Origin of the sequence: Spirosoma sordidisoli, assembly GCF_004138325.1 — a bacterium.
Lineage (GTDB): Bacteria > Bacteroidota > Bacteroidia > Cytophagales > Spirosomataceae > Spirosoma > Spirosoma sordidisoli.
Genome location: NZ_SBLB01000009.1, coordinates 1 through 13115, shown reverse-complemented (window position 1 = coordinate 13115; position 13115 = coordinate 1). Strand labels below are relative to the sequence as shown.

General features: G+C 55.0%; 12 protein-coding genes. 8 read left to right on the top strand and 4 right to left on the bottom strand.

All coding sequences use genetic code 11. The annotated features are described in order from the left end of the window. Position 1: 1 nt before the first annotated feature. Positions 2–916 carry a dihydrodipicolinate synthase family protein gene (locus EQG79_RS25665; RefSeq protein WP_129605464.1) on the bottom strand — a complete coding sequence of 305 codons (915 nt, stop codon included), beginning with the start codon at positions 914–916 and terminating at the stop codon, positions 2–4. Positions 917–1053: 137 nt separating this feature from the next. Between EQG79_RS25665 and EQG79_RS25660 the strand changes: the two genes are divergently transcribed. From EQG79_RS25660 to EQG79_RS25640, 5 genes are all read left to right on the top strand, one after another. Further along, positions 1054–1989 (top strand): AraC family transcriptional regulator, encoded by a 936-nt coding sequence (locus EQG79_RS25660; RefSeq protein ID WP_129605462.1) that lies wholly within the window; start codon positions 1054–1056, stop codon positions 1987–1989. A 118-nt stretch (positions 1990–2107) separates the two neighbouring features. Next, positions 2108–3739 carry a M1 family metallopeptidase gene (locus EQG79_RS25655; RefSeq protein WP_394343326.1) on the top strand — a complete coding sequence of 544 codons (1632 nt, stop codon included), beginning with the start codon at positions 2108–2110 and terminating at the stop codon, positions 3737–3739. 532 nt (positions 3740–4271) lie between these two features. Continuing rightward, the gene (locus tag EQG79_RS25650; protein WP_077922886.1) at positions 4272–5351 is read left to right on the top strand and encodes a Gfo/Idh/MocA family protein; all 1080 of its coding nucleotides are present in this window, start codon (positions 4272–4274) and stop codon (positions 5349–5351) included. Beyond that, the gene (locus tag EQG79_RS25645; RefSeq protein WP_077922885.1) at positions 5348–6175 is read left to right on the top strand and encodes a sugar phosphate isomerase/epimerase family protein; all 828 of its coding nucleotides are present in this window, start codon (positions 5348–5350) and stop codon (positions 6173–6175) included. The genes EQG79_RS25650 and EQG79_RS25645 overlap by 4 nt, the downstream gene beginning before the upstream one ends. 17 nt (positions 6176–6192) lie before the next feature. Continuing rightward, on the top strand, positions 6193–7005 hold the full coding sequence (locus EQG79_RS25640; RefSeq protein ID WP_077922884.1) for an alpha/beta fold hydrolase: 813 nt from the start codon (positions 6193–6195) through the stop codon (positions 7003–7005). A gap of 7 nt (positions 7006–7012) precedes the next feature. Here the strand turns inward: EQG79_RS25640 and EQG79_RS25635 are convergent, their stop codons facing one another. The 3 genes from EQG79_RS25635 to EQG79_RS25625 all read right to left on the bottom strand — a co-directional run bounded on the left by EQG79_RS25635 (position 7013) and on the right by EQG79_RS25625 (position 9910). After that, on the bottom strand, positions 7013–8275 hold the full coding sequence (locus tag EQG79_RS25635) for a cation:proton antiporter (protein ID WP_077922883.1): 1263 nt from the start codon (positions 8273–8275) through the stop codon (positions 7013–7015). A 33-nt stretch (positions 8276–8308) separates the two neighbouring features. Further along, the gene (locus EQG79_RS25630) at positions 8309–9199 is read right to left on the bottom strand and encodes a YitT family protein (protein ID WP_077922882.1); all 891 of its coding nucleotides are present in this window, start codon (positions 9197–9199) and stop codon (positions 8309–8311) included. A gap of 327 nt (positions 9200–9526) precedes the next feature. Continuing rightward, a complete protein-coding gene (locus EQG79_RS25625) occupies positions 9527–9910 on the bottom strand; it encodes a hypothetical protein (RefSeq protein ID WP_077922881.1) in 384 nt (127 codons plus the stop codon). A 319-nt stretch (positions 9911–10229) separates the two neighbouring features. Here EQG79_RS25625 and EQG79_RS25620 point away from each other — a divergent pair, with 319 nt between their 5' ends. From EQG79_RS25620 to EQG79_RS25610, 3 genes are all read left to right on the top strand, one after another. Further along, positions 10230–10583: a helix-turn-helix domain-containing protein gene (locus EQG79_RS25620; protein WP_129605460.1), complete on the top strand. Its 354-nt coding sequence runs from the start codon at positions 10230–10232 to the stop codon at positions 10581–10583. A 159-nt stretch (positions 10584–10742) separates the two neighbouring features. After that, a complete protein-coding gene (locus EQG79_RS25615; protein WP_077922879.1) occupies positions 10743–11702 on the top strand; it encodes a ParA family protein in 960 nt (319 codons plus the stop codon). Positions 11703–11714: 12 nt separating this feature from the next. Beyond that, positions 11715–12704 (top strand): ParB N-terminal domain-containing protein, encoded by a 990-nt coding sequence (locus tag EQG79_RS25610; RefSeq protein WP_129605458.1) that lies wholly within the window; start codon positions 11715–11717, stop codon positions 12702–12704. The last annotated feature ends 411 nt before the right edge of the window (positions 12705–13115 follow it).

Below are 13115 nucleotides of genomic sequence, written 5' to 3'. Positions count from 1 at the left end.
ATTATCGAGCAGCCGTTAACTCCGGCCGACAGGCAAGCTGCGTTTGAATCAGCGACCAAACCTGTTCGCGCTCTGCCGCATCGAGGGTGAGACGGGGGGCGCGAACGTGTTCAGACCCGATGCCGGTTGCGGTGGCCGCCAGTTTGATATACTGAACCAGCTTCGGATGAATGTCCAGCTCGAGCAGGGGCATGAACCACCGGTAAATGTCGCGGGCTTCATCAAACTGGCCAGCTTTCGTCAACTCATAGATGGCCACCGTCTCCGCTGGAAACGCATCGACCAGTCCAGCCACCCAGCCGTCGGCGCCCAGTACGAGGGCTTCGAAAGCCAGCGTATCCACCCCGCCCAGAATCCTGAATCGATCGCCGAATGCATTGCGCATCCGGGTGATGTTCGTCAGATCGCGGGTCGATTCTTTAACGGCCTGTATGTTCGGTAACTCAGCCAGCTCCCTGAACATAGCCACAGTGGTCATAATCTTGTAATCATACGGATTGTTGTAGATCATGATCGGCAGTGAAGTTGCCTCCGCCACGGTCTTAAAGAACACCACGGTCTCGCGCGGGTCGGCATAGTACCGCATGGGGGGTAAGACCATCAGCCCATCGGCGCCATGCGCTTCGGCCTCCCGGGCGCAGGCTACCGCTTCGCGCGTGGCCTGCTCGGCAATATTCATCAACACCGGTACACGGCCGTTACTGACCGACTGCGCCGTTTGCAGCAGGGTTATCTTTTCCGGCCGGGTCAGTGTACTGGCTTCGCCAAGGGACCCTCCCAGTATCAGGCCATGTACACCAGCCTCAAGCTGAGCATGAAGATTGGTCTCAAACAGCGGCAGATCGAGCTGATCGTCGGCCGTAAACGGAGTGAGCAGGGCGGGATATACGCCCTCCCATTGAACAGGTTGTGCCATATGAGCTATCCGGTTGAAAAAGGTACAGACAAATGTCCGGCAGATCCGCTTCTGCTAGATATGGCGAATTAGCGAATACTAATACATTTTTCACTCATTTTAAGTATTTATACGGCTTGTGTATGCTTTACTGTATCATGAAACCTTTACTGTTTCGTGTTCCAACGGTCGACTCCCGTTCGTTTCGGGTACAGGTCGATGATGGACCGCACCTGTATAACCGACTTCATTTTCATCCCGAGTATCAGCTTACCCTGATCCGCGAGGGGGTTGGTACTCTGGTTGCCGGCGACCGGATTGACCGGTTTCAGCCTTTCGATGTGCTGTTGCTCGGAGCTAACCTCCCGCACGTGTTTAGAAATGATCCTGCTTACTTCGAAGCCGGATCTGCCCAGCGGGCGTTGTCGTACTCCGTGTTTCTCCGGTACAATCCGGCCGATGGGCCATTGTTTGGCCTGCCCGAACTGGAACACCTGACCCACCTGCTGCGGGATTCGATCTATGGCGTCCGTATTCGGGCCACCCAGCCGAACGCCCTGACCAGCCAGCTTGAAGAGTTGCACCGGCTTCGTCCGTTCGAGCAGCTGACCTGTTTGTTTTCGGTGCTCGACCAGCTGGCCGCCCATCCGAACCGCGAAATGCTGTCGGCCACGGCCTATGAAAAACCACGCCGACCCGATGACCACCAGCGGCTCGATAATGTGTTCTCTTTCATCATGAACCGGTATGCCCAGCCCATTACCCTCGAGGATGTAGCAGCAGAAGCCAGTTTGACCCCCGGTGCCTTCTGCCGGTTTTTTCGACTGCACACCCGAAAAACATTTTCCCGCCTGCTGAACGAAGTGCGGATCAAACACGCCTGCCGCATGTTGCAGGAAACACCCGACAGCATAAGCCAGATCGCGCTGGCCTGCGGCTACGGTAACCTGTCTAATTTCAACCGGCAGTTTAAAGCCATTACAGGTTTGACCCCAGGTCATTATCTTCGCGCCGTCGATCAGACTCCTCTCCCGGGCAATACGGACCTCAAAAATCGGGTTAAGAACGTATCAGACCCGGTAAACGCTTATTAAGCCGCTCATTTCTCCGGGTTCTCACAAGCCCGTGAACGTACCTGACACTGTGGTTTCCAGCTTTCGCATCCGCCTGCTCCGTCCCCTCGATCTGGGACTATGTTTCCTGCTTATTTTCCTGGCCCTCCGGCCGGCTCCCGGCTACGCCCAGCACTATGCGTTTACCCACGACGATACCCTTCGGGGCACCATCACCCCCGAACGGGCCTGGTGGGACCTGGCCCACTATCATCTTCGGGTGCGGTTACACCCCGAAGACAGCACCCTGAGCGGTAGCAATACGGTTCGGTACCGGGTTCTGAAACCCGGCCAGGTTATGCAGATTGATTTGCAGCGACCCGTGCAGATCGAAAAGGTAGAGCAGGATGGTCAGTCTCTCCCGTTTCGGCGGGACGGTGATGCCTATTTTATTCAGCTGAAAAAACCCCAGCGCGTTGGCCGGACCGAATCGATCACGGTCTTCTACGGCGGCAAACCACGCGTAGCGCGCAAACCACCCTGGGACGGCGGCATGGTTTATTCGCGGGATAAAAAAGGGCAGCTGTTCATCGCTACGGCCTGCCAGGGACTAGGGGCCAGCGCCTGGTGGCCCTGTAAAGACCATATGTATGACGAGCCCGATTCCATGCAGATAGCGGTAACGGTTCCTGAGCAGCTGACCGACGTATCGAACGGGCGGCTGCGTAGTGTGGTAAAGAACAGTGACGGAACCCGCACGTTTACCTGGGCCGTCGTTAACCCGATCAACAACTACGGGGTAAACCTGAACGTCGGCAACTACGTACACTGGTCTGATACACTCCGGGGCGAAAAAGGCCCGCTGACCATCGATTATTACGCGCTGGCCGAAACCGCCGACTCAGCCCGGCAGCAGTTTAAACAGGTAAAGCCCATGCTGCGGGCCTTCGAGCACTGGTTCGGGCCGTATCCGTTTTACGAAGATGGCTACAAACTGGTTGAGGCCCCCTATCTGGGCATGGAACACCAGAGTTCGGTAACCTACGGAAACGGCTTCAAAAACGGGTACCGCGGCCGGGATCTGTCAGGAACCGGCTGGGGGTTGCTCTGGGATTTTATCATCATCCACGAATCAGGTCATGAATGGTTCGCCAACAATATTACCTACAAAGACGTGGCTGACATGTGGGTACACGAGAGCTTTACCAACTACGCCGAAAACCTGTACGTCGAGTATTATCACGGTAAAAACGCGGGGGCTACCTACGTCATTGGCTGTCGGAAACTGATTCGCAATGACCGGCCCATTGTCGGTATCTACGGGGTAAACCACGCCGGTTCGGGGGATATGTATTACAAAGGGGGCAACATGCTCCACACGATCCGGCAGCTGGTAAACGACGATGTCAAATGGCGTCGGGCCTTGCGCGGACTCAACAAGACGTTTTACCACAAAACCGTGGAGGGCAGGCAGGTCGAAGCCGAGCTGAGCCGGCTAACCGGGCTTAAATTACAGAAGGTATTTGACCAGTACCTGCGCGACACCCGGATACCGACCCTTGCCTACCGGTTCACTGGCAACACGCTGGAGTATCGCTGGACAAACTGCGTTGACGGTTTCGACATGCCGGTAAACGTATGCCTCGGCGAATCGGGGCCGACCCAGCTCCTGCGGCCAACCACCCGCTGGCAACGGATACCGGTCAGGGACAAAACCCTCACGGCCGACCCAAATTTTTACGTGCTTACCCAGCTTGTAACCGAAACCGCCCCCAGCGCTCAGACCAATTAGCCGTGAACGCCGGGGGCGATTAGCTCACCACCTTTGGGTTCACTACTCCATGGCCATATCGACATGGGCCGGGGCCTCAATTTTCTAACCGACAAACAGCAGCAACCCGCAGACCAGGAAGAAACCGCCAATAACCAGAAACGCAGCGGCATACCAGAGCCCAGGATAAAATTGAATAGCAAACCGACGGCAAACCGGAGACCTCCCGCACTACTGGGTCTTTCGAAACCAGCTGATCGGTTGGCCGGGTTGAAGTCGGCCATTTTTTCGTTCAGTCCACCGCCGTCAACCTACCCGGATACACTTCAGATACCCGACGGTGTACGATGGTACTACTGCACCGACGGGTCGAAGAGCGCCAGTCTCTGACCGAAGTGGTTAAACATGTAGACACCAGTCCGGTGCAGGGTGGCGATCAGCTCGTGCTAGCAATTTTGATGTTGTTTGTCCATGGGGTCACCCGCTAGCCAGTTGCCGGGATGGCCCGTTCCTGCTTATTTGCGGCTATTGTTTCTTAACCCGGCTAGTTTGTATGATCAGAAAGGACGATCGATTACTCAGGGTGGGCCTACTTGGGTGTGGGCCAATTGCTCAGTTTGCCCATTTCGAAGCCTGCCAGAAAGCTCGCAATGCCGAACTCTACGCGCTCTGCGACGCGGCCGACGACCTGCTCGATCGGATGGCCACCATCTGGCAACCCCGCCGGGCTTACCGCGACTATGACGCCATGCTGGCCGACCCGGCCGTTGAAGCGATTCTGATTGCGACGGCCGATGCCTTTCATTTGCCGATGGCCCTGCGGGCGGTCGAAGCCGGTAAACACGTGCTGGTTGAAAAACCGATGGGAACCTCGCTCACCGACTGTCTGCGGCTTCAGGAACTGACCAGGCAGCAGCAGGTACACGTCCAGGTGGGTCACATGAAACGCTTCGATCCGGGTATTGCCTACGCACGGCGGTTCATCCGGGACGAGATTGGCGAGCTTATGTTTTTTAACGGCTGGTACAGCGATAACACCCATCGATATACAGTTACCGACAATGTGCAGCCATTGCCTGTTTTATCCGCCAGGGCACTAAAACCCGGTCACGACGAAAAAGCCGACAAAGTACGCTATTACCTCCTGGCTCATGGTAGCCACCTGCTCGATACCGCCCGGTTTCTGGCGGGGCCAATCGGGTCGATCCGGGCGCGGCTGGTGCAAAAATCCGGCGCCTATCACTGGACGCTGCAAACCGAATTTACGAACGGCGCCGTTGGGCATCTGGACCTGACCATCGGCTACCGGGGCGACTGGCATGAAGGCTTTTCAGCAGCCGGTCAGTGGGGCAGCGTTCAGGCAAAAACCTACAACCCCTGGTATTTCAGAGGCAGCGATGTCAGCTGCTTTTCCGAGCGCGATGCCATGTACCATCAGGTTCTGGGTGCCGATGCCCATTTTTATCGTTTACAACTCGAAGGACTCGCCGATACCATTCTGAATGGGTTGCCGCAGCAGGGTACCACCGTGGCCGAGGGGCTGGATAACGTTCGCGCTATGCTGGCAGTGCAGCAGGCGGTTGCTACGGGCCAGCTGGTTTATCTGGACAACCTACAGGAAGGGGAGCTATGATGGAGGTAGGCATCTTCGCCAAAACGTTTGCCGGGCCCCTGCCCGACGTGCTACGGACCGTCGAGGACCACGGGCTGAGCCGCATTCAGTTTAATTTTTCCTGCGCGGGACTGCCGTCCATGCCCGATGCTGTCGATGCGTCTGCCCGCTTTTTCATCCAGCAGGCGCTGGCTCAGTCGCCGGTAACGCTCGAAGCCGTTTCGGGTACGTTCAACATGATCCACCCCGATCGGTCGGTGCGGGTTAACGGCTTGCGTCAGTTGTGGGTTATTGCCGCCCAGTGCTCATGGCTCGGTACCAATCTGCTTACACTCTGTACCGGAACCCGGCACCAGACCGATATGTGGACAGCCCATCCGGACAATGATCGGCCGGACGCCTGGTACGATCTGCGCCAATCGCTGGACAAGGCGCTGGAGCTGGCCGAGCACTATGATCTTTACCTGGGTATTGAGCCAGAGACCGCCAACGTTATCAATACCGTCGAAAAAGCCGCTCAGTTGCTGAAGGAGGTTCGTTCACCCCGGCTGCGAATCATTTTTGACCCGGCAAATCTTTTTGAACACGAGCCCCTTGCGGTTGTTCGTCAACGGATTGCCCGTGGTCTCGATCAGCTGGGTGACGCCATCCGGTCAGTCCATGCCAAAGATCGGGATGCATCGGGGCAGGTTGTGGCGGCCGGTACAGGTCGGCTCCCTTACAATGACTTTATTCAGGGGTTACGGGCCATCGACTACCGGGGCAATCTAATCCTGCACGGCTTATCCGCGGCCGAAGTAAGTACCAGCGTTGCCTTTATCCGGGAACTCCTACACCAGACCTAGCGCTTGTTGCAAACGAAATGACCTATCCCCTACTTCCCTACACAAACCTTGGCCAGGGGCAGCCGCTGGTACTGCTGCATGGCCTGGGGGGTAACCGGCAACAATGGCCATCGCTACTGCAGCCAATTCCCGGTTATCAACTTCTTGTCCCTGATCTGCCGGGGCATGGCGACGCCCGCTGGTTACCAACCACACCCTGCTCCTTCGATTCATTTGCTCAGGCGGTGGCCGATTGGCTGGATCAACTGACTCAGGAAGGTCAGATAACGGGCCCTGTTGTGTTGGGCGGCCTATCGATGGGAGCCGGCATCGCCATTCGATACGCGCTGAACCGTCCGGATCAGATTCGGAGCCTGGTGCTGCTGCGGCCCGCCTGGGTAGACCAGCCCCTGCCTTCGCCACTGATGATCCTGTATCGACTCGGGAAACGGCTGGAATCCGGTCATGACACCCTCGCGACCCGAGCGTGGTTGCTGCAGGATGAGCCATTTCTTACCCTTCAGGCCAAAAACCCGGCCTGTGCAGATTCAATAATGGGTCAGTTGAACCGACCCGACCCACCACTGACTGCCCGCACACTGGTAGAAATCGTCAATAGCGCGCCCATACAGGATTGGGCGGAGGTGTCGCGGCTCGCTCTGCCTACGCTGGTTATGGGTTCTCCGGATGACCCGCTTCACCCCGTGGCTATGGCCACGACCTGGGCGAACGCACTACCGAATGCCTCGTTTCGGGAGATTGCCTCCCGGTATACGGAGCCTGACCAGCATACCGCCGATGTGAACCGATGCATGATCGAGTTCCTGACCGTCGGAAACGGGGGGAACTAAAACCGGATCATTCGGCCGGATCGGTCACCACGACCGGGCCTGCGTTGCGCCGATCCAATCGGTTCATGGCGGGGGTAGACAAGATGCCGTGCAGAAAAACCGAGAGCAGGATTGTCCATCCCGTCAGCGCCCATATCCGCTCCGGCTGGTCGAAAGATACCTGCTGGAGCGCGAATGCGATATAAAACAAAGAACCGATACCCCGAATCCCGAAACTGGCTATGATCCATCGTTTCAGGCCAGTAGCCCCGGTGTTGCCCAGGGTCAGCCAGCCACCGAGCGGACGGATAATCAGTACGAGACCCGCGCCCAGGAGCGCATCCCGCCAGGTCAACGAATCCAGCAACCCTTCGGCTATGGTTCCTCCGAACAGCAACAGCAAAACCGCAATCAGCAGCCGCTCAATCTGATCGGAGAACGCGTGCATGTAGGTGTGGTACTCGTGGGTTCGTTCGTGGCTCCGGATAGTGATGGCCGCCACAAAAACGGCCAGAAATCCGTAGCCATGCACCAGTTCCGTAAGGCCATAGCTGATCAGCGTCACGGCCAGGGCCACAAAGCCGTAGGCCGTTGTTTTGATGCTGATCCGCTGAGGTAATCCGAAGATCAGGTAAGACAGCAGCCGGCCCGAAAGCCACCCGCCCAACACCCCCACGCCGACCCGAAGCCCAATATCGTACAGTGCCCACTCGGTAATCATTGCCGAGGATAGCGACCCCGCCTTAGCAATCGCAATGGCCAGAAAAACAAACGGAAACGCCATGCCGTCATTCAAACCGGCCTCGGCCGTCAGCGCAAACCGCACCGAATCTTCTTTCCCTTCGTTCGGGTCACCCACCTGAATGTCGCCCGCCAGTACCGGATCCGTGGGAGCCAGTCCACCCGCCAGCAGAATCGCAGAAGCCAATGGCCACCCGGCCCAGTCGGCCGCGATCCAGGCGAATACGATAATCGTTACCACCATCGTAAGCCAGACCAGCCGGATTGGTAAACGCCAGCCGCGCCAGCTGAACCGCCGATCTATTTTCAGGCCCGTACCCGTCAGTGCTACGATGACGCAGAGTTCCGTTAGCCGGGTCGTCAGCTCAGGATGCAGCATGGGCGATGGATCGGGCAGCGGCAACGGAAGCTTATACAACAGCCAGCCCGCCACTACAAACAAAATCGGGTACGACAGCGGATAATCTTTTAACAGGGATGGTAACCAGGCTACCGCCAATATGGCGACAGCCAGGATTACCAGCCATAAATCATAGTTGTATGAAAGCATTATTCGCTCGGAGAAAATGTGTCGATGCAGCCACTAATGCAGGGGCCGCCCCTTAACCATTCCGCCTTTGGTATCATCAACCCCATGATTGACAATGAACGCATTGGCATCAATACGCTCAATTCTGTCTTTCAGGCGGGTCAACTCCAGGCGGGTTACTATTACATAAAGAATATTGGTGTCATTTTGTTGAAGTCCCCGCTTGCCGTACCCTTTTTCGCCCTTGAAAACGGTAATGCCCCGCCCCAGCTCCTGGGTAACCATTTCGCGGATCACCTCATGATAATCCGATATGATGATCACGGCCGTGTATTCCTCGATACCGTGGATCAGAAAGTCGACGGTTTTGGAAGCAGCCAGGTAGGTCAGCATGGCATAAAGCGCCGTTTCTACGGTCAGCAGCATGGCCGCGGCTCCAAATACCAGCACGTTGATGACCATGATAACATCGCCAACGGTCAGCGACGACCGGCGACTTATCCAGATGGCGAGAACCTCCGTGCCATCCAGCACCCCCCCACCCCGAATGGCCAATCCGATGCCGGCTCCGAGGAAAAAACCGCCAAAAACCGATATCAGCAGCTTATCCGTGGTTACGACGGGATACGGAACCACCACCAGGCAAAGAGCCAGCAGGCCGATGGCGATAACGGTTCGTATGGCAAACCCGGTCGAAATCTGCCGATAGCCCATCCAGATGAACGGCAGGTTGACCAGGACCACCAGCAACGCCAGCTCCACACCCGTCGTTATTTCGAGGAGCAGCGAGATGCCCATGGCCCCGCCATCGATGAAATCGTTTGGTAACAGAAATCCCTTCAGGCCCATACCGGCACAAAGCACACCGGCGCACAGCAGGGCCAGATCTTTAAGCCGTTGAACATGAGATTGTGAAGAATCTATAGAAGCAGTTTGAGTAATCATATGAAGAAAATCAATTAGTATGGATCAATGGATACAGATCGGGGAATGAGCGCACGAGCCGGGCTCACCCCATCAAAACAGGATACGGGAAACATGCGGGGAACTGATGCAGCCTCCCTTTGACGAGAAATGGGGGTATGCACACGCCTATCCCACACAATTGGCGGTGGGGTATTCTACCGGAGGTGTCGGGTCAGCTATGCCCCTGATGGGCCTGACGAACCGAACCTTTTCAGGTCTACGGATTGATGCACGTGGTCCAGGAAGCCGATACCGTTTGCGGTGATACCTACCCAGACAACCGGTAATGAAGAAGACCCCGGCGGATCAGGGCGCGTTAATCGCAATCTGGTGTTCAAAAATCGGTCTGAGGAAGCCGAACCAGAAATACGAATCACCCGACTGACCGAGCAGCTCAATACAGAGTGTACGACAGAAAGCCGAGAATAGGCTGGGCAGGAAAACGACGGATGGCAGAAACGAAAAACCGGCCCTGGGGCTCACAACCGCAATCCGGTGGTCGTGGTAGGCCGAGGAAGAATAATCGGAATCAGTATCCCAGTTTTCGGACGAAGCGGTAGTCAAAAAGGCCTGTTCGCTGACAGCCGGCAAGTCAGCAGCCCGAACAGGCAACAACAGCAACAGCCAGGCTGCCAGGAGGCCACCTATCCATTTTACTGATTGCTGTATGTCTAGTCCGCTTTTTCCCATGCTTCAGGTAAAGAAAGTATTTTTTTCAGGAAGAGCCATTAAATTAGTAGGCAAACTCGCAACTTATTATCGTACAACCGACTGCTGCTCTCCTTCTGGGTGAATAGCCCTCTGGCCGTTCGCCCGGGCGACGTTGGTAAGGCCGGGTCGATCTGCTCTGTAGTTCCGGTGTATTTCATCCGTCCCGATCCGACCGAATAATTTCCTGCCCGTACATTCGCTAACGTTTCCGTCCCCTTGCCGCCTTCGACCAGCCAGTTTTTGTAAATTAGGCCTATATTTCAGCGTTCATTCGTTGTTTACCTTTATCATCGCTCCTATGGCCACTCCTGTTGGCAAAAAGTTTGACACAGTCGCTCCCCCACTCTACCGTGATCTTTTCGAGTTTATCGATGTCATGGGTATCAAGCAAAGCAGAGTGATCGAAGCGTTTGGTGTTGGCCGTTCCAACTGGTACAAGCTGAAGCAGCAGCACCTGAACGGCATCTCGCTGGAACATATGCACAACTTCGCTACCTATTTCGGGCTTCCCCCCGAAAAGGTGATGTCGCTCTGTTATATGACCTATGTTCGCGGTTTAACGGTTCAACAGGCCGTTGACGCTCCAACTGAGCAATCCGCTGTTGACCACAGCCGTACCGAAGTGGACTCTGATTTCCCACCCATCAACTAGGGTATTTTTCTATTCAGGGCCAGAAAACGAACACAACGCGTCCCTCTCCCTCATTTTTTAAGCTAATTCTTCTAAAAATAGTTTGGTTTGTCTTAAAATTAAGACATAAGATATACTTTTGCCCTAATTATAAGACAATTCTAAACTCTACACATTACCATGATCACTCACGAACAGGCTGTTCAGTTTCTGCGCAGAAACCCGGCGCTGTCAGCTTCTGTATTAGAAAAGGAAGCCGGATTGCCGGCCAGCACGCTGCTGAAAGCCGTGGCTGGCGATCGGGTTTTGAACGTAAAACACCTCGGCGCCCTGTTCCCGGTCCTGATTCGATATGGGTATCAGAACCAGCCTAAAGCCAGAGTCATTTCGGTAGTCAATCACAAAGGGGGGGTTGGTAAAACGACGACGACGCTGAACCTGGGCAGGGCCCTGTCGCGGATGAACTACCGCGTGTTGCTGATCGACATGGATTCGCAGGGCAACCTGTCTCAGGCGCTGGGGGTCGACGAACCCGAAAAACAGGTTAAACACGCCCTGCTCGACAATGAACCCTTACCCATTCTCAACATCGGCGAACGGTACGATCTGTCGCCGAGCGATCTGGAGCTGGCCTATGCCGATCTCGAGCTGGTACAGGTAGTCGGGGGCGTCAATCAGCTTCGGAACGCGATCTCTCCCCTCCGATCGGAGTACGATTACATTCTCATCGACTGTCCGCCGGCGCTCAACATTTTTACCAACTCGGCCCTGGTTGCGTCACAGTCGTGTCTGGTAACGCTCCAGCCCGAGGTGTCGGCGCTGAAAGGCATAAACAGCCTGATTGACCGCATCACCCAGGTCCGCGACCGCATCAACCACGAACTGACGGTGGAAGGTATCGTACTGACCATGGTTGACCGACGGCTGAAGCTGCACCGCGACATGATTGAGTACGTCCATACCAACCTGAGTAACTTCCGGATATTCAAGACTGAAATCCGGCTGAATGTATCGTTGAAAGAGTCGCAGGTAGCGCAACGTGATGTGTTCACCTACGCTAAAGAATCACACGGCGCTCAGGATTATTTAAAATTGGCCCACGAATTCACTCAGCCAGCTCCTCAACTGCTTACCGCCTAAACTGCACCCGGTATGAAAAAATACATGGAATCGCTGAGCACGAAGAAAATCATAAAAGATCAGAGCCTGCTCCGGCACGAAGACATTCGTCGAAACATCCGGGTATTGCCCGAGCTACAGGCCTTCATCCCCCCACTCCTCCCCGACGAACAGGCCCAGCTGGAAAACAACATTCGGAAAGACGGCTGTCGGGAAGCGCTGCTGGTATGGGAAACAACCGAGGGTAGCCTGGCCGGTTCGGACGATATAAGCCCGGTATATGTGCTGGTAGACGGCCACAATCGATACGGCATCTGTCAGCGTTTCGGCATCGATTTTCGGGTTAACCTGGTCTCCTTCTCGGGCATGGATGAGGTCAGGAGCTTCATGATCGAAAATCAGCTGGGACGCCGGAACCTGACCCCGGAACAGACCGCCTATTTTCGCGGCTTACGCTACCTCGATGAACGCGGGACACGGGGCAAATACAAACGGGACAACCATAAAGGACAAAATGTCCCATATGCTTCAGCCGACTTTATCGACACGGCTTCGAACCCGGAGGCAAAAGCCGAATCGACCGCCCAGAAGATAGCCAAACAGTACAACGTCAACGAAAAGACGATTAAACGCGATGCCGAATTTGCCGCAGGCATGGACAAACTGGCTCCTGCCCTGAAAGCTTCTATTCTGGCCGGTAGTGTCTCGGTAAGCAAGTCGGTGATACAACAACTGGCAAAAAGTGATATACCAGCTGGTAGCCTCACTTCCATCGACAGTTTGTTGACCGGGTCTGATCAACTCGTTGCGGCAGACAAGCCAGCTTCGGTATCTATCGGGCGTCAGATGAGCAAACCAGCCAAACCGGCCGCACTACGCAAACGGTTACACTCCTTACTAGCTTCACTGACCGCTACCGGTGCCGATGAAATAGGTATCTGCGATCAGATCATTGACTGTGCCGCGATGCTTAAAAAGACGCTTGTTGAAAACCATTCAGGAGAGAGGGCGAAAAACCTATAAGGGGGCGGCCGCAACAGGGGGTTAAGGGAAAAGTGGAAGAGCGGTAAAAGGAAAGTTTAAAATTTGAAAAAAGAAAAAAACACCCACCCAGTCTTGCGGCAGGTGGGTGTTTTTTTAGAGTGTGTTTTTTCTATTATTTTTAGATACTATTTTTTCTATTTTTAATATATTTTTAGACCCCGCCTAACCTGTTGACTATCAGGTTTTTATAAGCTAATTATGTAAGTCGTTTGGTACGGATATGTAAGTCGTTTGGTACGAGAATGTAAGTCATTTGGTACCGGATGTAAGTCGTTTGGTACGGATATGTAAGTCGTTTGGTACGAGAATGTAAGTCATTTGGTACCGGATGTAAGTCATTTGGTACGGATATGTAAGTCATTTGGTACGAGAATGTGGAGGGCACTTTAG